Consider the following 20,075-nt stretch of genomic DNA (forward strand, 5'->3'; position numbering starts at 1 on the left):
GAAAATGCTGTCTGTTTGTCAAAAGCACAGATAATGTTGAATTTGAATACCGGAATTTTTTCGTAATTTTGCCTTCTCGATATAATAATGGATAGTGATGAAGATGAATCAGATAAATTCCGTATGTGTATATAGCGCTTCCAGTACCAAGATAGATGCTGTTTACTTTCAAGCAGCCGAGACTCTCGGCCGTCTGCTTGCCGGACACCATATCCGTTTGATAAACGGTGCCGGAAGTATTGGCCTGATGTGTTCTGTGGCAGATGCAGTGTTGAAAAATGGTGGTGAGGTGACAGGTGTGATTCCTCATTTTATGGTAGAACAAAACTGGCATCATACGGGATTGACAGAACTGATTGAAGTAGAATCCATGCACGAACGCAAACAGAAGATGGCAGATTTGAGTGATGGCATCATTGCTTTGCCCGGTGGATGCGGTACCCTTGAAGAGTTGCTAGAAATCATTACCTGGAAACAATTGGGATTATATCTCAATCCGATTGTAATCCTCAATATAAACGGATTCTTCGATCCACTCCTCGAAATGCTTGGAAAGGCTATTGATGAGAACTTTATGCGCCGGCAGCACGGTGATATATGGAAAGTGGCACAGACACCGGAAGAAGCGGTTCAATTGCTTTATGAAACTCCTGTATGGGACATTTCCATTCGTAAATTTGCAGCGATATGATGGGCGACACACTAAGTTTCCGGAGTGCGGATACGCTGTCCCTTCTCCGGCAGGAACAGGCTAGTCCGGCAAAGGCGGACACTGATAGTCTGCAATTGGCTGATCTTCATGCTGTGCAAGAAGTTGATCCCGGCTTTGAGGGGACACCTATCTCCTACTCTCCCCGCACGGACGACGCCATTGCGTTGACCTTGCTGGCTTGCTTCTTACTTTCCTCCATAGCCTTGGCACGCGGAAAGAAATTTCTCTCCCAACAAGTGAAAGACTTTATGCTGCACCGTGAGCGGGCGAGTATTTTTGATAGTTCTACAGCGGCCGATGTGCGCTATCTCCTTGTGCTTGTGTTGCAGACTTGTGTTTTGTCAGGTATCACATTTCTCAATTATTTTCATGATACATGCCCTGCTTTGATGAACCATGTATCCCCCCTCCTTTTGCTGGGTATCTATGTTGGATTCTGCCTTGCTTATTTCTTGCTAAAATGGTTGCTTTATATGTTTCTTGGGTGGACTTTTTTTGATAAAAATAAGACAAATATGTGGTTGGAATCCTATTCTGCGCTCATATATTATGTGGGATTTGCCCTCTTCCCTTTCGTTCTTTTTCTTGTTTATTTTGACTTGAGTCTCACAAATTTGGTCATAATTGGGTCTATTATTTTAATTTTCACTAAAATATTGATGTTTTATAAGTGGATAAAGCTTTTTTTTCATCAACTCAGCGGGCTTTTCCTATTAATTTTGTACTTTTGCGCACTTGAAATAGTACCTTGTCTGCTACTCTATCAAGGTATGATTCAAATGAACAATATTTTGCTAATAAAATTTTAGGACGTTGAAAATTAAAAAAGTACTAGTGTCGCAGCCTAAGCCTGCCTCAGAGAAATCTCCCTATTACGACATAGCTGAAAAGTATGGCGTTAAAATAGATTTCCGACCGTTTATTAAGGTTGAAAGTCTTTCGGCGAAAGAATTTCGGCAACAGAAAATTTCGATTCTCGACCATACAGCCGTCATATTCACTTCGCGCCATGCTATTGACCATTTTTTCACTTTATGTACTGAATTGCGTGTGACCATTCCTGAAACGATGAAGTATTTCTGTGTGACGGAAGCTGTTGCATTGTATATTCAGAAATATGTGCAATACCGCAAGCGTAAGATTTCTTTCGGAGCTACCGGAAAAATTGAGGATCTGATTCCTTCTATTGTAAAGCATAAAACAGAGAAATATCTTGTTCCGATGTCGGACGTACACAATGACGATGTGAAAAACTTGCTCGACAAGAATAACATTCAGCATACAGAAGCTGTGATGTACCGTACAGTAAGCAACGACTTTACATCGGACGAGGAGTTTGATTATGATATGTTAGTGTTCTTCAGCCCTGCCGGAGTGACTTCACTGAAGAAGAACTTCCCTGATTTTAATCAAAGAGAGATTAAGATCGGAACTTTCGGGTCTACTACCGCACAGGCTGTACGTGATGCAGGTCTCCGTCTGGATCTTGAAGCTCCTACGGTGCAGGCTCCGTCGATGACTGCTGCACTTGACATGTTTATCAGAGAAAACAATAAATAAACAGAGTGGGTATATATACTTTGTGTAAAGCCGAAAGGCTGAATAGTAAAATCTTGATCGGAAAGATGTTTGAAGGCGGCGTTTCGAAGTCGTTTTCCATCTTTCCGATACGCGTTGTATATATGCCTGTCGAGCAGGGAGAGGCTCCTGTTTCTATCCTAATCAGTGTATCGAAACGTCGTTTTAAACGAGCGGTGAAACGCAACCGTGTGAAACGTCAGATACGCGAAGCCTACCGGAAGAACAAATTTCTGCTGGTGGACGAATTGCAACGCCGGGAGCAGCGGTTGGCTGTTGCCTTTATCTATCTGTCGGACGAGCTTATTGCTACTGCCGAACTGGAAGAGAAGATGAAAATAGCGCTTGCGCGCATCTCCGAAAAATTATCCTCATGAAACCTCGTAACTCCCGGATATCTGCCCTGTGGGTATTCGTAACGGGAATTTTAAGGAAGATGTTCTCTTTCTTGTTGCTTGTTCCCATCTATTTTTATCGGGTTTGTATATCGCCTCTTACCCCTCCCTCTTGTCGGTTCACGCCAACTTGCTCGGCTTATGCTGTCGAAGCAATTAAGAAACACGGTCCTGTAAAGGGGCTTTACCTCGCTGTGCGGCGTATTCTGCGATGCCATCCCTGGGGTGGTTCCGGCTATGACCCCGTACCTTGAAACAATTAAAATGAGAAATGGAAAATGAAAAAGAATGTGATTGACATTTTGGATATTCATACTCATAAACGTGAGATTGACTCCCAAGGAAAATCCATCATCAATTATCCGCTATTAACGGACTCTCCATTGTATATGCCTTTGGCAAAGAATGCGGAAGTGGCGGTGGGCAGAGGGCTCCTGCTTGAAGAGTATTTAGGTCTTCTGAATAAGGGCGAGGGTTTGGTGGATACTTTGTCTAACAATGTGTTCTCTGCCAGGAAAGGATATTATTATTCTGCCGGTATTCATCCTTGGGAGTTGGCAGAACGTAATGCCGATCAACAATTGGCTTTTCTTCAGAAGCAGTTGAAGCGTAAGCAGTTTGTGGCTGTAGGAGAGACCGGGCTGGATAAGCTGGCAGCGGCTCCAATGGAACTGCAGTTGACAATGTTTAAGAAGCAGGTTCAGTTGTCGGAGAAGCATGGCTTGCCGTTGATTATCCACTGTGTGAGAGCGACGGATGAACTGCTGGCCGTGAAAAAAGAATTTCGTCCCCAACAAGCTTGGGTATGGCATGGTTTTCGTGGAAAACCGGAGCAGGCGGTGCAGTTGTTGAAAAAGGGTTTTTATCTCTCCTTTGGAGGGTATTATCCTGATGAAACGATGCAGACAGTACCCGACGAACGGTTGTTTCTGGAAACGGACAACAGCTCGCTTGATATTGAAGATATCCTGTGCCGGGCAGCCAAAGTGCGTGGGGTAGAAGTGGAAGCGTTGCGTGAGACGATCCGCCGAAATATCCAAAATGTCTTTTTTAGGGCGTAAGAGTTGTATCTTCCGGGAAAGAGTCGTACTTTTGTCGCACATGGGATTGAAATACAATAAAAAACAACTAATTAATAGAGTAATACGATGAATTTTGTAGAAGAATTGAGATGGCGTGGCATGTTGCAGGACATCATGCCGGGAACAGAAGAGTTGTTAAGCAAAGAGCAGGTGACTGCCTATTTGGGTATCGACCCGACTGCCGATTCGCTACACATTGGTCACCTTTGTGGAGTGATGATCCTTCGTCATTTCCAACGCTGCGGTCATAAGCCGTTGGCACTGATCGGTGGCGCTACAGGTATGATTGGAGACCCTTCCGGAAAATCAGCAGAACGTAATCTGCTGAACGAGGAAACATTGCGTCATAATCAGGAGTGTATCAAGAAACAGCTTGCCAAGTTCCTCGACTTCGAGTCGGATGTGCCTAACCGTGCCGAACTGGTGAACAATTATGACTGGATGAAAGATTTCACTTTCCTCGACTTTGCTCGCGAAGTAGGTAAGCACATTACTGTGAACTATATGATGGCAAAAGACTCTGTAAAACGCCGTCTGAATGGCGAAGCACGTGACGGACTGTCATTTACCGAGTTCACTTATCAGTTGCTTCAAGGATATGACTTCCTTCATTTGTATGAAACGAAGGGCTGTAAGCTTCAGATGGGTGGTTCCGACCAATGGGGAAACATTACTACCGGTGCCGAATTGGTCCGCCGTACCAATGGGGGAGAGGTGTTCGCACTGACTTGCCCGCTGATTACGAAAGCTGACGGTGGCAAGTTCGGTAAGACAGAATCCGGAAATATCTGGCTGGACCCTCGCTATACTTCACCTTATAAATTCTATCAGTTCTGGCTGAATGTAAGCGACTCCGATGCCGAGCGTTATATCAAAATCTTCACTTCTATCGAAAAAGAAGAAATTGAAGCATTGATTGCCGAACATCAGGCTGCTCCACACTTGCGTCTCCTTCAGAAACGTCTGGCTAAAGAAGTAACTGTGATGGTTCACTCGGAAGAAGATTACAACGCAGCGGTTGACGCATCCAATATTCTGTTTGGTAATGCTACTTCCGACGCTTTGCGCAAATTGGACGAGGATACATTGCTGGCTGTATTTGAAGGAGTACCTCAATTTGAGATTTCACGTGATGCGTTGGCAGAAGGAGTGAAGGCAGTAGACCTGTTCGTCGATAATGCAGCTGTATTTGCTTCGAAAGGTGAGATGCGTAAGTTGGTTCAAGGCGGCGGCGTTTCGTTGAACAAAGAGAAGCTAACAGCTTTTGATCAGGTAATCACAACTGCTGACTTGCTCGATGAGAAATATCTGCTTGTTCAGCGCGGTAAAAAGAACTATTATTTGCTGATTGCAAAGTAATAATGCACGATTTTCTCGATAGAACGTAAAAAAGTGAACGAAATATTTGGAGGTTTGCTTGCAAACCTCTATCTTTGCACCGCTTTTTAACAGAAAGCACATAAGTTTGGACTATGGTGTAATGGTAGCACAACAGGTTTTGGTTCTGTTTGTCCAAGTTCGAATCTTGGTAGTCCAACAACCAAGCAAAGAAAAGCCCTGGAAGAGACATCTTTCAGGGCTTTTCTTTCGTGACTCTGAAGTCCCCGTTTTTGTATATCCTTATAAAGATTGAAGTATATAGGGGAGCAGCATACATAGAATTCATTCATCTTATTTTATTCGTTATATTGGCTATTTTAATGCTTATCGTGTTGGTCGTTGAATAGCTTGTATTTTATTATAGAAGGTTCAAACTGTATTAGGTAGAAATCACTCCCAAATCGTATTATAGTTCGTTAAAAAAGTGTACATTGCACAGATTCTGGACATTTTTGGTGGATAATTGGAACAAAATTGCAAGGTAAACCCGTTTTCTTTTGCTATTTTTGCATCGTGTACGCAAACGGTGTGCATGTAGAAAGAGAACTTATTCGATAACTATAAATAAATAAGGTATGAAAACGAACTATGAAATTCGCTATGCTGCGCATCCTGAGGATGCAAAAAGTTATGATACTACAAGAATCCGCAGAGATTTCTTAATCGAAAAGATATTTGTCCCCAATGAAGTAAATATGGTATATTCCATGTACGACCGTATGGTGGTAGGCGGTGCGCTGCCGGTAGGAGAGGTGTTGACGCTCGAAGCGATTGACCCGCTGAAAGCTCCGTTCTTCCTCACCCGTCGCGAAATGGGTATCTACAATGTCGGCGGCCCCGGTATCGTAAAGGCAGGCGATGCTGAATTTGAACTGGACTATAAGGAAGCCCTTTATCTGGGTTCGGGCGACCGCGTAGTAACTTTCGAAAGCAAAGACGCTGCCCATCCCGCCAAATTCTACTTCAACTCACTGACTGCCCATCGCAACTATCCCGACCGCAAGGTGACGAAAGCCGATGCTGTAGTAGCCGAAATGGGTTCTTTGGAAGGTTCCAACCACCGTAATATCAATAAGATGCTGGTAAATCAGGTGTTGCCCACCTGCCAGCTCCAGATGGGCATGACGGAACTGGCTCCGGGAAGTGTATGGAACACCATGCCGGCTCACGTACACAGCCGTCGTATGGAAGCTTATTTCTACTTCGAAATTCCCGAAGACCACGCTATCTGCCATTTCATGGGCGAAGTAGGCGAAACGCGCCACGTATGGATGAAGGGCGACCAGGCGGTTCTTTCGCCCGAATGGTCTATCCACTCGGCTGCCGCTACCCACAACTATACCTTTATCTGGGGTATGGGCGGTGAGAACCTCGACTACGGCGACCAGGACTTCTCATTAATAACAGATTTGAAATAACAACTACAATAGTTTTCCTAATTTAATAACAAAAAGAATTATGAATCAGTTTTTGAATTTTTCTTTGGAAGGTAAAGTAGCTCTCGTCACAGGTGCTTCTTATGGTATCGGATTTGCTATTGCTTCTGCGTTCGCAGAACAAGGCGCTACTGTTTGTTTTAACGACATCAATCAAGAGTTGGTAGACAAAGGAATGGCTGCATACGCTGCAAAAGGTATCAAAGCTCACGGTTATGTGTGCGACGTGACAGACGAACCGGCTGTTCAGGCTATGGTGGCTACTATTGCCAAAGAAGTAGGTACAATTGATATCCTTGTGAATAACGCAGGTATTATCCGTCGTGTTCCTATGCACGAGATGGATGCTGCTGATTTCCGTCGTGTAATCGACATCGACTTGAATGCTCCGTTCATCGTTGCTAAGGCTGTTCTTCCGGCTATGATGGAAAAACGTGCCGGTAAGATCATCAACATCTGCTCTATGATGTCCGAACTGGGTCGTGAAACTGTATCTGCTTACGCTGCCGCTAAGGGTGGTCTGAAGATGCTGACTCGCAATATCTGCTCTGAATATGGTGAATACAACATTCAGTGTAACGGTATCGGCCCGGGTTACATCGCTACTCCGCAGACTGCTCCTCTTCGTGAGCCGCAGGCAGACGGAAGCCGTCACCCGTTCGATTCATTCATCTGCGCCAAGACTCCTGCCGGTCGTTGGTTGGATCCTGAAGAACTGACAGGTCCTGCTGTGTTCCTTGCTTCTGAAGCTTCTAATGCTGTCAACGGCCATGTTCTTTATGTAGACGGTGGTATCCTTGCTTATATCGGAAAACAGCCGAAATAATACAAGATAGTAAGTTAATCCGATAAGGTGATAGAATGGCAAAGAGCATCCTCTTTTCATCTGTCACCTTATTTTTTATTATTCATTCAATGTAGACTAATTATGAGAAAGATATTCATTCTGTTTGCTGTAGTCTTGATAGGGTTTGCTTCCTGTACCGACAGTGGACAGTCAATGACAATCACAGTGACCAATCCGTTGGCTCTTGAACGGGTGGGAGAGATGGTTGAAGTGCCGATGAGCGACGTTGTTGCCAAATTGAAGCTGGCAGATACAGCGCAGATTGTAGTGCTTGATGTTGACGGTCAGCAAGTACCTTACCAGGTGACGTATGACGAAAAGGTTGTTTTCCCCGCTACGGTAGAGGCGAACGGAACGGCTGTTTACACTATTCAACCGGGCACACCGGCTCCTTTCGATGTCGTTGCTTGCGGTAAATATTATCCCGAACGTTTGGACGACGTTGCCTGGGAGAATGATCTTGGCGGATTCCGTGCGTATGGTCCTGCCTTGCAAGCACGCGGAGAGCGTGGTTTCGGCTACGACCTTTTCACGAAGTACAACACAACAGAACCGATTTTGGAATCTCTCTATGCGGAAGAACTGAATCCTGAAAAGCGTGCCAAGATAGCTGAACTGAAAAAGACAGATCCTGAAGCTGCCTCCGAACTGCAAAAAGCTATCTCTTACCATATTGATCATGGATATGGCATGGATTGCTATGCCGTAGGACCTACGTTGGGTGCCGGTGTTGCTGCTCTGATGGCGGGTGACACTATTATCTATCCTTACTGCTATCGTGCGCAGGAAATTCTTGATAATGGTCCGTTGCGTTTCACGGTGAAGCTGGAATTTAATCCGCTGGTAGTCCGTAGAGACTCTAATGTAGTGGAAACACGTGTGATCTCTCTGGATGCAGGTTCTTATCTCAACAAAACGATTGTTTCATATACCAATCTGAAAGAAGCAATGCCGGTGACTACCGGACTTGTATTGCGTGAACCGGACGGTGCGACTGTGGCAGATGCTGCCAACGGGTATATCACTTACGTAGATCCTACAACAGATCGTAGCGGTGCAAACGGTAAGATATTTGTCGGTGCTGCATTTCCTGCACAGGTGAAAGAAGCGAAAGTGGTTCTTTTTTCGGAAATGGAAAAGAAAGAACGTGGCGGAGCCGACGGTCACGTTTTGGCTATCAGCGAATATGAACCGGGTTCTGAATATACTTATTACTGGGGTTCTGCCTGGGATAAGGCGGCTATCAAGACACCGGATGCCTGGAATAAATATATGGCTGAATATGCACAGAAATTGCGTACTCCGCTGGCGGTTGTCTACTAATTGCTCATACAGATTACATCATCAACTTTTCTTTTTAGAGTTGTGATGAAAACAGCCTGTCATTGGATTTGAGACCGATGACAGGCTGTTTGTAATGTTCTAATCTTTGTCGATCCAATATTAGTTAAGACAAAGATTCAGTATTTTGTCCCAATATCCGGCAAGACTTCCTGTGGATGTTAGCGCCCAATTGACAATACCTATCTGGTCATACTGCCAACTTCCATCGTCAACAAAAGTAAGTCCCCATTGCTTGGTTTTATTATTCAAATAGGGTACAAGTTGGCAAGTGATATTTTCACTAAGTCCTGCTTGAGTCCCTGCACGATTTAATGTTCCTAATGCAATGTAATATGTGCTGCCGTTTTGCATTCTCTTTGTTGCTATAATCTGTCCGCAAGGAATTTTGATGGCACCATCTTCATATATAGCGGAGATTCTTTGGTAGCCTAATTCTGCTATGCTGATATTCAACGCATTTCCTTCGGTTTGGGTAATGGTGAACTTATCGGTTGCCATTGCCTCTCCGTCAGAATAGGTTGCATCCCATTCTTTGCACAGTCCTTCGATACCGTATTGTAAGAAACAATAGTCAATGGAGATGTCTCCGCTTTTGACGGTGGCTTTTCCCATGCGTGCTTTGCCACTTGTATTTTCTTCTGCTTTAAACTGGAAGCCTTCTTCCGTTTCCGTGTACGACAACCAGTCATTATCAATGGTCACAGCAATTGGCAAGCTACTTGTGAACTTGATTGGTTCTGTGAAAGCTACATTGTCGGGATAGCTGTAGAAGTCTTTACGTTCATATTGTGCCACTAGGCCTATTTGCGTGATAGCTACTTGTTTGGTTATGGCTCCGGCTGTCACTCGGATGATTGCCGTACGGGTGGTGATTTCTGCATTTTCGGTCACGTTGAATGTGATTTTGTTTCCTGTTACGTTTTGAATGCTACACCATTCTGTACTGGAAGAAGCGTTAACTTTTTCTCCTAAGGAAGCTAGGGTAATGAATCCTTTTCCTCCTATAGCTTCAAAATCAACGGTAGATTCTACAATATCAAGTTGGGGGATGACTAAAGGTTCTCCTTGGTCGCAGGCTGTCATTCCGATGCAGAATACAGCCATTAAGGTATATATTATCTTTTTCATAATTAGTTATTGTTTGATCATTCCTACGATATAGGGTATTTGAAAAATAGAAGTGCTTGCCGAGAGGTCGTAAGCGATGAAAGAATCAGTCTCTCGTGCCCCCCATACTCCATTGTCAAGAAAGACAATGGCGCTGTTGCTGGCCATGCCTATCATTCCAGCACCAGACAGATTAGTGAGTGAACCTCCTTGGTTTAGAGCCCATGGACATAAATATATACTTCCTTCTAGTTGTTGAGATTCAAGGGAGATAACCCCTAGGTCGGCCTTGAAGATAATGCGTATGTCCATAGGAAAGCCTTCCATGATGAAGCTACTGTTGAACAGTTCTTCCCGTAGTGTGACATTTTGTTCTGCGCCAAAATTGTCATATATAAATGAATAGTTGCCTAAGAAATCCTCATATTTCCGATAGCCTGCTGGAAGAGGTTGAGCTTTGATGGCTATGTTCTCATATTTGTAAGCCATTTCTGTATTGTCCCAGCTTAGAGACTGCACATTTTGGTTGCCGATGGTGACGGGTTGGTAGAACTTAATACCATCTACGGTATAGGCGAAAGGCAGGCTCTTCCGGCTACCGTCTTGATTTTCCAAAATAAACACGTGATGCTGTTGTGTGACGGTGTATTGTGCCTCTTCACCTATTTCTACGTCATACAATGCCGGATATGCATTCTTGGCAACCGCTTTGATTTTCCCCAAATACTGTTCCCAAGTTTCATTCTCCGGTATGGGGGTCATCATCATTTTGTTACCGGTTTTCTTACCTTTCAGCACAACTTGTTCGGGCGTGCAGTCGAGGACAAGGAATTCATAGTCTCCTTCCATGCCTTCTCCGGTCTCTCCAATTCCTAAAAAGTTGGATGGTTCGGAGAAGAAGTGGAATATTTCATTGTAAGTATTGAAAGTCAGCATCGTTCCGGTGCTTTGTTTCAATTCATATTCGCCGGATGCTACTTTGTCATGTTCAAATAGGTCGCATGAGACGTCGGCGGTTCCGTTTTCATTGAATGCTATCAACATGGTGTATCCTCCATACATTTGAGTAGCGGAAGGATAATATTCCATTACCCAGCCATTTTTTGCTCCTCTCAATATGGAAAGTTCTTCTTTAATTGCTGCGTCAATACGTTCTGCGGCCGATTGGTCGAATAGGTTTTCTTCTTCCGGTGTGCATGACACAAAAGATAGCAGAACAAGCAGAAAGCAGATATTATATATTTTTTTCATACGTCTTAGTCATTTAAATTAATTAAGTCCAAACTTGCTGCTTGCGAAGAACGGCGTTGTACGATTTCACGCAATTGCTGCAAGTCGATATTCCAAGTCTCTTTCATGTATGTTGTGGCAATGTCTAGTTTGGCATCAATATATGCAGCTGCCGAACCGGCCACTTTTCTTTGAGCCTCCCACCATGCAGCATCGTGCGTGATGTAGTTGGCGATAATCTCGACAAAATCTTCATGTACCTCGGTACTTGCATAGTTGGTGATGAATCCTCTTTGTAATGCTTCTGTGTCCGATATGTTCACCCAGCCTGCACCTGTATAATTGCCGGTTGATATTTCATAGAATTCTCTTGGAAATTCAATCGTTTGGTGCAAGATGTGGGCAAACTCATGATGCATTGTCTTGAAATACCAGTAGTTTAGGAATTCGATGTCGGGATTGCTCGGGTCGAAAGCATTAATGTTATATAGAGTCACCTTCAATCCGCCTTCAGCCGTACCCAATGTGATTTGTCCTTCATCGTATGCAGGAGAGCCGATGAGGTGAATCATCTTAGGACCGTATTTGCAGATAAATTCACGATCGCCCATGATCTCAGTGTATGAGTCAATCCACAAAAATTTCACCAACTTGGCCATTGCTATTGACTTGTCAAACTGAGCTGGTGTCAGGTTGTAGTCATGGTCTGATTCTTTGTCTTCCATGCGATATTTGAAGTCTATATTGTATGGATATACATAGTTGTTCAGTAACCATTTGTCAAATTCATTTCTTTGAGGTGCTTCGGCGCTGAAAATGCTTTGTTCATCCAATTCGTCTTCGCTACATGAACTCATACTGCATGTAAAGAATAGTGCTAAAGCAATATATTTTATGTACTTCATGATTATGTTCTTTTATGTTAGTTTCTTGGATTCGCAGTGATACCCGCATTGATTACATCTTGCGGCAATTGGATGGCACGTCTCTGGTCGTCTTTTGTCAGGACTTCCGGCGATCTTCCTGCGTGATTGTGAGAAAATTCGATTCCGTAGCGTTTCAAATCATGCCAGCGCAGTCCTTCCTGCAATCCTTCGAGGCGGCGTAGTTGGAGAATGAGCTGAATCAAGTTTTCTTCCGTGCCGGCATTGACTGTGAATCCTTCGGGATTGAGTTTCTTCTTTAAGCTTCTTTCCGTAGCAATGTTGACCATTGCTGGTTCATAGGGAAGTGGGTCGTAGAAATTGTTTACGTCATCTACTGTCAAGTCCGAACCTCTGTCTGCACTTCTATTGCTATGGTATACAATCCAATTGTTGATATCTTCCAATGCTTTCGTATAGTTGTGTTGTGAACTTAGTACGTATGCTTCGGCACGGCATAAAATCGTTTCATCTACAGTGAATGGTACACTTACCGTATGGCGGTATCCAATTTGGCTGGCTTTGTCGGTATACTCAAAATAGGTGACGATTTTGGGGAACGGATTCTTTTGTTTGACACTAATGATGAAATCAGCCATTACTAATCCGCCGCGTGCATGCCAAGGACCGTTTACGTTGATGGTTTCTTTGTTATATATTTCCTGTCCGTGTCCAAATCGTTGGTAGATACTGTAAGGTCCGGTGACATAACCAGCGCTCGAATATGCTGTGCTAATCAGCAGATTGGCCGTTTTCTTTTCAGATATATATTGTGCCGCTACGTCAGATACCAATGACAGCGAGCCAAAATCTTCTTCCCAATGGCGCAATGTATTGGCAGGATTGTTGCCGATGGCTGCCGTGGCATGCTCTATCACTTTGTCCCACTTCTGATAGTAGAGGTAGAAACGTGCGGCAAAAGCGTTGGCTGCTTTTTTGTTGAAGTGATATTTAGGCACTTTATAGGAGGCGTCGGTGATGAGAGGCAGACCTTCTTTGATATCTTCCTCTATCAGTTTATAAGTTTGGGCTAATGTGCCTCTTTCATGAGGAACAATCACATCCTTTTCAGTTTCTTTGGTATAAGGAATACCCAGTTGTTGATCTGCGGTATTCGGATTGTAAGGCATACAGAAAATACTGCTCAGCAAGAAGTGAGAATAAGCTCTGCAAACCAGCGCTTCCCCCCTTTGTGGGTTTAAGTTTGCAGGATTTCCTAACATTTCGATACCTTCCAGCGCTTGGTTGGCAGAAGCAATGGCAGCATAACAAGACTCCCACAGTCCGTAAGGACCGTCATCATCAGTGTCGGTCGGATCTTCCCAGTTGTATAGTTGTTCTTGCAATAGCATGGCATCAAACTGTGCTCCATTGTCCATTACGTTGTCAGAAGACATCTCACCCATTAACGCCGCTGACTTGTTGGGATAAGCAGAAACAAGCAAAGGCGTGATTTGGTCGGTGTTATTGATTTCTATACGATTGTCGGGCGCAGTATCCAAGAAATCGCTACATGCTGTGAAAAACATCAGAGGCATTGCCAATAATGTTGCGGTTAATATATTTTTCTTCATGTTTTCTTTATAATATTAAATTCCTAATCTCAATGTTAAAGTAAACTGTTTGGGCACAGGCACTGCCACACCTCCGGTGTTAAAGAACTCGGGATCTTGTCCGTTGAGTTTGTCGTCCGAGTAGATGAGGAATAAGTTGGTGGCTTGCAGCTTCAGTGATGCGGTTGACAACTTCAGGTGTGAAAGCCATGTTTTCGGTAAATCATACGATAATGAAATCTCTTTCATGCGGATGAAATCTCCTTTAGCAGTTCGTACCGTAGAGTAATTGTAAGCGTTGTAAGCACGGCTCAGATAAGTATCTTGGGTATTCATACGTGCATCTGCAATGGCAGGGATGTTTGTACGGTTCTCGTCACCGGATTTCATCCATCGGTTTTTAAATTCTTTTGGCGTAGCGTCTAGATCGGTGTATTTGTTGTGGAATTGTGGATCTAAACGAACGACGTTGCCGAATGAATAGGTGATGAATACATTCAACTTAAGGGCTTTGTACGTGAAAATGTTACCGAAACTACCGGTGATGGTGGGATCGGTAGAGCCTTCGTATATCAAGTGACCTTTGCGGTCGCGTTCTTGAAAGTTTATGTCACTTGTTGTCAACTCTCCGCTTTCATTGATGAATGTTGGTATACCTTCCTCGTTCAGTCCTTTGAAATCCATGGAGAAAAGACTTCTGACCGGATAGCCTTGCATGGCAAAGCCGTTGCCGGAGATCAAATCCATCACTGTGGCGTTGGATTGCAGATCAGTCACTTCGTTTTTAGCATTGGAGAAAATGAAATCGGTATTCCATTTGAAGTCTTTGGTGACGATGTTGCGGGTAGATAGGGTAAATTCTATACCGTGAGACTTCATGCTTGCCAGATTGGCGTATTTGGCGATTTGACCTCCGATACCTGGTGTGTTGATGATACCAATCAAGTCGTAGTTGTTACGTTTGTACCAATCCATGGCCAAATTGACCCGATTGTCGAAGAAACCTAAATCGATACCTATATTTAATTCATGCTTTTTTTCGTAAGTCAAACTATTGTTCTGTGTTTCGTTGATTTGCAATCCTGATTCTTGTACACTTGCCGACGGACGCCATGGATTATAGCTTTTGATAATCACATGTGAGTTACTGACATTGGCCGGTCCTCTGTCGGCAGTCAGTGAATAAGAAGCCTTCAGGGTGGCATGTGAAAGAGCAGGTTGTAAGCTTTCGAACCATTTTTCTTCGTGTGCATTCCATGCTCCGGAAATGTTCCATGTAGGAAGCCAGCGTGCAGAGCGGCTTTTTCCTAATTTGTTGGAACCTTCGTAACGTATAGTACCATTCAATGTATATTTTCCTTTGTATGAGTATGTACTTGTCCCGAAGAATGCAACTTCACGCGAACGTGTCTCATCTATTGTATAGTAGTTGTTGTTTTCTTCATTGCCTTGTTTGAAATATAGGTAGTTGTAGTTAGGAAGCATGCCCATTCCGTATTGTGTTCCGACGCCGTTGAACCAGGTTTTGCTGCGGTCTGTTGCGTTCAGTTCCATTCCGGCAAATATGTTTAAGATGTGATTTTCTTTAAATACATCGTTATAGCTTGCCGTGGCGCGGAAGTCGTAACTATTCATGGCATATTTCGTCTCACGGTAGAAACCACCGACAGGCAGAACTGTTTCTGGCAGTGTGTTGACTTTATCCGGGTCTGTATACAACCAAGGATTGGCTTGCTGCATCGTAGCGTCGTCCATGGCCCTATATGCCCATGCTTGGTTGGAGTAATCTTTCACGTAATGGTTTTGTGTCGTTGTAGAGTATTTGTATGCTCCCAATGCCGATAGCTCTACCTTATTGATTGGCTTCCATTTCAATTCGCCTTGGAATTTGGTATCCAATACGTTCAGATCCATGTAGTTGTTGTTCAATTCATTGAATATGTTGAATGGCGCATAGTTGCGTACATAATATTCATTTGGATCCAATGTTCGGGAGGTATTTAGTGCGTATGAGTAAGGGTTGATATCGAAATCACGTTTCACTTCGCCACTCACTGGGTCGGTCTGTGAACCCAATGTGCCAGGGGCAGCTTGCTGGCGATATGCTGCGTTACCAATTAAATTTAACGAAACGGCTTTAGAGATGTTGTAGAGAGCATTAATGTTGGCAGTATAACGCGAAACTTTGCTTCTTTTGGTCCATCCTGGGTCTGTCATTACACTTAATGAAGTATAGTAGGACGCTTTATCCGTACCAGTTGACATGCTAATAGCGTGGTTCTGAGACACGCTATTGTTGAATAACAGATCGAACCAGTCGGTATTGCTGTATTCAGCCTGACGCAAGAATAAATCACGTGCTTCGGGAGTGTTTATCAAACCGAAAGTTCCGTTGGTTGCGTTGTATGAGTTGATGAGGTGATACATTTTTCCGTATACACCGCTTGTAGATGCACGGTAGGAGTCGGAAAAGTTTAGATATCCGGCTGCTTCCAAATCGCGATATACGCTCATCTGTTCTTGAGAATCCATGATGTTGAAATTCCGATAATTAGGTTTCATTCGCATGGTGAATTCTCCGGTGTAGCTGATTTTGTTTGTGCCGGCTTTACCTTTCTTAGTAGTTACAACGATTACACCTGCCATGGCACGTGCTCCATAGATGGAGGTTGCTGAACCGTCTTTCAGGATTTGAAAACTTTCGATGTCATCGGCATTCAGACCTGCAATGGCAGAGCTGATCAACGTTTCTGCATCACCGGATGAAAGCTCGTCGGCACCAACTTCTGTTACGTCTTCCATGATAACGCCATCTACTACCCATAACGGCTTGGAACTACCGTAGATAGATGTAGCGCCACGTACGCGAATTTTAGGGGCTGTACCAAATGTGCCTGATACGTTTTGAACGGATACACCGGCAGCGCGACCTTCCAACCCACGGCTGATATCGGCCATACCGCTTAGCTTCACGTTGTCTGCCGTTAGTTTCGTTGAGGCTCCCGTAAACAATCGTTTATCCATTTTCTGCATACCGGTGACTACTACTTCTTCTAGCACTTCAGAGTCCGGTTGGAGTATGATTTTTATGGTACCAGCTTTGATGGCAACCTCTTGGGATTTCATTCCAATATAGCTGACTTTCAAAGTCCTAGCAGAACTTGGTACATTGTCAATAGTGAACTGACCATCAATATTGGTAACTGTTCCCAACGTTGTACCTTTTATTAAAACAGATGCTCCCACTACAGGCTGGTCGTCTTCTTCCGAAATAACGACTCCTGTCACCTTTTTAGGTGTTTGGGCAATCATCAGGCCTACGCTTGTAAATAAGCAGACCAATAACAACATTACTTTTTTGTTCATAAACACTTCTTTATATATTAATTAGTAAACCTTCCTTCAAATGTTCAAGAAACTGTTGCAAAGATAAGTATAAAATTGTAAAATAGAAATAAGTAATTTTAAATTTGAGAGATTACATTATTTGTTTTATTCTGTTATTTTAGGGTAGAATTATGCGAAACAATTATTGTTAATATGACATAATTTGATATATTTATTGTTGTCTAATATTTAAATAATGACATTTTGGTATTTGTTGTATGTTGGTTGTATATATTAACAGCGTAAATTAATGTAAAAATGAATTGCGGGAAAAACAATTGAAACTACAGTTTATTTAGATAGTATCTAAATTAATTATAGTTTGTTTTTTCTATGAAATAATAAACGGCAATATTCATTATCTATATCGCAACATTAATTCATATAAGACGAAATGCACCAAGTTCTGCTAGAACCTGGTAAATTAGTTACATTGACATACAGATTCAAGAGATTGCTGTGAATGGTAGCATTAAATTGTCCTTCTTTATAGAGAATCAGGGTTAAATGATATCTTCTTTGAATTTGAATATCATGCGCCTTTTTAAATGGCTTAAGCAAAAGTCTCTTTTTATCAAAGAAGCTTTTGCTTAATTTTTTCTTTCAGAAAAAGAAAGAAAATCAAGAATGTGTCTTTATGGGAAAGAAAGAATTACTGCAACAACGGATTGTAGGATTTCAAACCTCATTATCGGCAGAGGTACGTCTTCGCAAACTTACTCTACTTGTTGATGGGGAAGATCACAACACTGCCGGGCGTGAGAAGATGCGGTAGGTCTTCTCTTTTTCTGTTTCCTCAAAGGTTGTTATTATAACACCTTGAACTCATACCCTTCCTCTTTCAGGAATTCGATAGAGCGGGGGAGCGCATATTGCAGGTTGCCGTTATTCCACGACTTCAGTGAATCATGGAAAGTGATGATGGAACCGTTGCGTGCATAGCGCTTCACATTGTTCAATACCTGTTCTGGGCGCATCCGTTTACTATAATCACGAGTCACGAGATCCCACATAATGATGCGGTAATGATGGCGCAGGGTATAATACTGGCGGAATCCCATGTGTCCGTGTGGCGGACGGAAGAGATCGGAATGGATAATTTCGTCTACCTTTTGGGCGTTTGCGAGGTAATCCGGATTGGAATATTCGAATCCGCGGATGTGGTTGAAAGTATGGTTGCCGATGCGGTGTCCGTGTTCTACCACCATCCGGTATTCATCCGGGTGCTTGCGTATATTGTCGCCTACCATAAAGAAGGTGGCTTTAATATGATGCTTTTCCAATACTTCCAGTACCCAGGGAGTTACTTTGGGGATAGGACCGTCGTCAAAAGTCAGATAGACTGCCCGTTCGTGCGGGTCCATCCGGAAGATAGCTTGTGGATACAACGCTCGGAAAAACCAAGGTGGTTGTTCTATAAACATTTTGTGTAGCGGTTAGTGGTTAGTGATTAGTGGTTAACAGCCCGGCTGTTGTTCAGCAGGAAAGATTAATCACTAATCACTATGCCGTTTATCATTACTTACTCCCTTTCATTCTCGTCACATACTCGTTGTATAGTTGGTCGAGCTGCGTGGAGTAATGTTTTGAGAGTTCTTCTGATTTATATTTCTCCATCAGACGGATTTCGGCGTCAAGCAGGCTGGCGTTATATACGAAATTCTCGCCGGCGATGGCAAGCTGGTTATCGTTCAGGCTGAGATACCAAATCATGTATTCGAGCGACTTGTTGGCAAGCTCGTCGATGATTTTGTTGGCTTTCTCGCTCTGTTCCAGTTGGTAATAAGACTCTGCCATCTGGAAGGCGCCGTTTGCCCAGTCGTACGGTACGTTGTATGACGGAATCATCTTTTCGGCGTAGTCGAGTGCGGCGAGTGCCTTATCCTTCTTGCCTTCTTTGATAAGCTGGCCTACGAGTTGCGTGAAGATACGGCGGTGCGTGTAGCACATACGCATCACGTTCTCGTCGATATAGATACCCGGCTGGTCGATACCGCCGAACTTGAACTTGTTCATCAGGTTGTCGTACATCTTTTCGCTGTCTATCTTGCTGTCCAGTTTGTCCGTATCGAACGGTGTGAAACGGTAGGCAAGACCTTCCTGCGTGAAGTGGTTGCCCATGCCGAGGTGGTTTTCGCTTCCTACGGTGATTGCCATGTAGATGGGACGTTCCCAGTTGGCGTTGGCAAGCATTTCGAGCATCATCAGTTCACTCTTGTAGAGGGCGCGTTTCGGGTTGCCGTTGGCGTCTCTAAGGGTGATGGTCATGTATTCGGGGATAGAGTCGCCCAATGCTTCCGGTATCTTCATGCCGGAGCGGCGTACGGCTTCTTTGTCCACCTTCATTACGATGCTGTCCGTAGGGATAAGTGGGAGTTGTATATCCTTGCCGGACTTTTTGAGAAGCTCTTTCAACTGGTCGTTCTTGCCGAGCATCCAGCGGTTGATGATTTCCTTCAATTCGTATGGATTCTCACCGAAAATGGAGTGAACGAGTGATAATATGGTAGTGTCTCCCTGTGCAGCCAGTTCATTGGCTTGCTTGAAGTAGCTGTCGATAAGGGCTCTCATTTCAGGGCGGATAGAGATATACTCATTCTGCCCTTCCACGTATTGTACACGGTCCCAAGTGATAGGAAGCGATGGGGAATCGTATGCCGGACGTTTCATTTGGTCGATATACCAGTCTGTTTGCAAGTAACTTAGGTTACAGGTGCGGGCATCTGTACGGAAGCCTTCTGTTTCCTGGTTGTACCACAATGGGAAAGTGTCGTTGTCACCATTGGTATAGATTATCGGATTGCCTTCTTCCTGCAAGGTCATCAGGTAGTTCTGTCCGAAGTCGCGGGCCACGAAGCGTCCGCTACGGTCGTGGTCATCCCAGGTCTGGCTTGCCATCTGGATGGGTACAAACAGGCAGAGCAGCGTCAGGATGCTTGCTACGACGACTGTGGGTTTGTAGTCGATATACGGCTCGTAGAGGTCGGCAAGTTGTTGCTGCAAGTCGGCTTCTTCCTGCGGGCTGATGAATTTGCCTTGCTTCTCGGTGAGTATCTTGCGTATTCTGTCGGCTTCTTCTTCTGTGGCTCCTTCGACAAGAC

Annotated in this window: 17 protein-coding genes, 1 tRNA gene and 1 pseudogene; 12 read left to right on the plus strand and 7 right to left on the minus strand. The window is 43.9% G+C overall.

The genetic code is table 11. The annotated features are described in order from the left end of the window. Positions 1 to 103: 103 nt before the first annotated feature. The 11 genes from A4V03_RS18875 to A4V03_RS18925 all read left to right on the plus strand — a co-directional run bounded on the left by A4V03_RS18875 (position 104) and on the right by A4V03_RS18925 (position 8,753). Positions 104 to 691: an LOG family protein gene (locus tag A4V03_RS18875; RefSeq protein ID WP_065540507.1), complete on the plus strand. Its 588-nt coding sequence runs from the start codon at positions 104 to 106 to the stop codon at positions 689 to 691. Continuing rightward, positions 688 to 1,521 carry a DUF4271 domain-containing protein gene (locus tag A4V03_RS18880; protein ID WP_065539944.1) on the plus strand — a complete coding sequence of 278 codons (834 nt, stop codon included), beginning with the start codon at positions 688 to 690 and terminating at the stop codon, positions 1,519 to 1,521. Before A4V03_RS18875 ends, A4V03_RS18880 begins: the two co-directional genes overlap by 4 nt. Positions 1,522 to 1,525: 4 nt before the next feature. Next, positions 1,526 to 2,272: a uroporphyrinogen-III synthase gene (locus tag A4V03_RS18885; RefSeq protein WP_065539945.1), complete on the plus strand. Its 747-nt coding sequence runs from the start codon at positions 1,526 to 1,528 to the stop codon at positions 2,270 to 2,272. A 5-nt stretch (positions 2,273 to 2,277) separates the two neighbouring features. Continuing rightward, positions 2,278 to 2,667 carry a ribonuclease P protein component gene (gene rnpA, locus A4V03_RS18890; protein WP_071807708.1) on the plus strand — a complete coding sequence of 130 codons (390 nt, stop codon included), beginning with the start codon at positions 2,278 to 2,280 and terminating at the stop codon, positions 2,665 to 2,667. 59 nt (positions 2,668 to 2,726) lie between these two features. Continuing rightward, on the plus strand, positions 2,727 to 2,939 hold the full coding sequence (gene yidD / locus A4V03_RS18895) for a membrane protein insertion efficiency factor YidD (RefSeq protein WP_369882218.1): 213 nt from the start codon (positions 2,727 to 2,729) through the stop codon (positions 2,937 to 2,939). A 24-nt stretch (positions 2,940 to 2,963) separates the two neighbouring features. Continuing rightward, positions 2,964 to 3,746, plus strand: coding sequence for a TatD family hydrolase (locus A4V03_RS18900; RefSeq protein ID WP_065539947.1), 783 nt, complete (start codon positions 2,964 to 2,966; stop codon positions 3,744 to 3,746). Positions 3,747 to 3,833: 87 nt separating this feature from the next. Beyond that, positions 3,834 to 5,126, plus strand: a complete 1,293-nt coding sequence (tyrS, locus tag A4V03_RS18905; RefSeq protein WP_065539948.1) for a tyrosine--tRNA ligase — start codon at positions 3,834 to 3,836, stop codon at positions 5,124 to 5,126. Positions 5,127 to 5,233: 107 nt separating this feature from the next. Then, positions 5,234 to 5,304 (plus strand) — tRNA-Gln (locus tag A4V03_RS18910). A gap of 418 nt (positions 5,305 to 5,722) precedes the next feature. Continuing rightward, complete coding sequence (kduI, locus tag A4V03_RS18915; RefSeq protein ID WP_004296872.1) at positions 5,723 to 6,565, plus strand: 5-dehydro-4-deoxy-D-glucuronate isomerase; 843 nt, start codon at positions 5,723 to 5,725, stop codon at positions 6,563 to 6,565. A gap of 40 nt (positions 6,566 to 6,605) precedes the next feature. Continuing rightward, complete coding sequence (locus A4V03_RS18920; protein ID WP_024987519.1) at positions 6,606 to 7,409, plus strand: gluconate 5-dehydrogenase; 804 nt, start codon at positions 6,606 to 6,608, stop codon at positions 7,407 to 7,409. 102 nt (positions 7,410 to 7,511) lie between these two features. Continuing rightward, positions 7,512 to 8,753: a DUF4861 domain-containing protein gene (locus A4V03_RS18925; protein WP_065539949.1), complete on the plus strand. Its 1,242-nt coding sequence runs from the start codon at positions 7,512 to 7,514 to the stop codon at positions 8,751 to 8,753. A 120-nt stretch (positions 8,754 to 8,873) separates the two neighbouring features. Here A4V03_RS18925 and A4V03_RS18930 read toward each other — a convergent pair whose 3' ends face one another. The 5 genes from A4V03_RS18930 to A4V03_RS18950 are packed head-to-tail and all read right to left on the minus strand — an operon-like array spanning position 8,874 to position 16,953. Further along, a complete protein-coding gene (locus A4V03_RS18930; RefSeq protein WP_084081184.1) occupies positions 8,874 to 9,902 on the minus strand; it encodes a BACON domain-containing protein in 1,029 nt (342 codons plus the stop codon). Positions 9,903 to 9,908: 6 nt separating this feature from the next. Next, positions 9,909 to 11,132: a DUF4302 domain-containing protein gene (locus A4V03_RS18935; protein WP_065539951.1), complete on the minus strand. Its 1,224-nt coding sequence runs from the start codon at positions 11,130 to 11,132 to the stop codon at positions 9,909 to 9,911. Positions 11,133 to 11,137: 5 nt separating this feature from the next. Further along, entirely contained in the window at positions 11,138 to 12,019 is an 882-nt protein-coding gene (locus A4V03_RS18940; RefSeq protein ID WP_369882217.1) for a zinc-binding metallopeptidase, read from the minus strand. Positions 12,020 to 12,033: 14 nt separating this feature from the next. Continuing rightward, positions 12,034 to 13,608 carry a RagB/SusD family nutrient uptake outer membrane protein gene (locus tag A4V03_RS18945; RefSeq protein WP_065539953.1) on the minus strand — a complete coding sequence of 525 codons (1,575 nt, stop codon included), beginning with the start codon at positions 13,606 to 13,608 and terminating at the stop codon, positions 12,034 to 12,036. Positions 13,609 to 13,623: 15 nt separating this feature from the next. After that, positions 13,624 to 16,953, minus strand: a complete 3,330-nt coding sequence (locus tag A4V03_RS18950) for a SusC/RagA family TonB-linked outer membrane protein (RefSeq protein WP_065539954.1) — start codon at positions 16,951 to 16,953, stop codon at positions 13,624 to 13,626. A 658-nt stretch (positions 16,954 to 17,611) separates the two neighbouring features. Here A4V03_RS18950 and A4V03_RS18955 point away from each other — a divergent pair. Beyond that, entirely contained in the window at positions 17,612 to 17,749 is a 138-nt protein-coding gene (locus A4V03_RS18955; protein WP_157448007.1) for a hypothetical protein, read from the plus strand. Between the two features lie 34 nt (positions 17,750 to 17,783). Here the strand turns inward: A4V03_RS18955 and A4V03_RS18960 are convergent, their stop codons facing one another. Both A4V03_RS18960 and A4V03_RS21600 read right to left on the minus strand, forming a co-directional pair. Continuing rightward, positions 17,784 to 18,398, minus strand: a complete 615-nt coding sequence (locus A4V03_RS18960; protein ID WP_065539956.1) for a polysaccharide deacetylase family protein — start codon at positions 18,396 to 18,398, stop codon at positions 17,784 to 17,786. A 94-nt stretch (positions 18,399 to 18,492) separates the two neighbouring features. Next, positions 18,493 to 19,899, minus strand: a pseudogene (locus A4V03_RS21600) (hypothetical protein); the annotation flags it as partial. Positions 19,900 to 20,075: the final 176 nt, after the last annotated feature.

The organism is Bacteroides caecimuris (assembly GCF_001688725.2).
GTDB classification, from domain to species: domain Bacteria; phylum Bacteroidota; class Bacteroidia; order Bacteroidales; family Bacteroidaceae; genus Bacteroides; species Bacteroides caecimuris.

Bases quoted from the DNA above. Each gene is read 5' to 3' on its own strand.
- A4V03_RS18875 (WP_065540507.1), top strand. From the start codon at position 104: ATGAATCAGATAAATTCCGTATGTGTATATAGCGCTTCCAGTACCAAG.
- A4V03_RS18880 (WP_065539944.1), top strand. From the start codon at position 688: ATGATGGGCGACACACTAAGTTTCCGGAGTGCGGATACGCTGTCCCTT.
- yidD (WP_369882218.1), top strand. From the start codon at position 2,727: ATGTTCTCTTTCTTGTTGCTTGTTCCCATCTATTTTTATCGGGTTTGT.
- A4V03_RS18900 (WP_065539947.1), top strand. From the start codon at position 2,964: ATGAAAAAGAATGTGATTGACATTTTGGATATTCATACTCATAAACGT.
- tyrS (WP_065539948.1), top strand. From the start codon at position 3,834: ATGAATTTTGTAGAAGAATTGAGATGGCGTGGCATGTTGCAGGACATC.
- kduI (WP_004296872.1), top strand. From the start codon at position 5,723: ATGAAAACGAACTATGAAATTCGCTATGCTGCGCATCCTGAGGATGCA.
- A4V03_RS18920 (WP_024987519.1), top strand. From the start codon at position 6,606: ATGAATCAGTTTTTGAATTTTTCTTTGGAAGGTAAAGTAGCTCTCGTC.
- A4V03_RS18925 (WP_065539949.1), top strand. From the start codon at position 7,512: ATGAGAAAGATATTCATTCTGTTTGCTGTAGTCTTGATAGGGTTTGCT.
- A4V03_RS18930 (WP_084081184.1), bottom strand. From the start codon at position 9,902: ATGAAAAAGATAATATATACCTTAATGGCTGTATTCTGCATCGGAATG.
- A4V03_RS18935 (WP_065539951.1), bottom strand. From the start codon at position 11,132: ATGAAAAAAATATATAATATCTGCTTTCTGCTTGTTCTGCTATCTTTT.
- A4V03_RS18945 (WP_065539953.1), bottom strand. From the start codon at position 13,608: ATGAAGAAAAATATATTAACCGCAACATTATTGGCAATGCCTCTGATG.
- A4V03_RS18950 (WP_065539954.1), bottom strand. From the start codon at position 16,953: ATGAACAAAAAAGTAATGTTGTTATTGGTCTGCTTATTTACAAGCGTA.
- A4V03_RS18955 (WP_157448007.1), top strand. From the start codon at position 17,612: ATGGGAAAGAAAGAATTACTGCAACAACGGATTGTAGGATTTCAAACC.
- A4V03_RS18960 (WP_065539956.1), bottom strand. From the start codon at position 18,398: ATGTTTATAGAACAACCACCTTGGTTTTTCCGAGCGTTGTATCCACAA.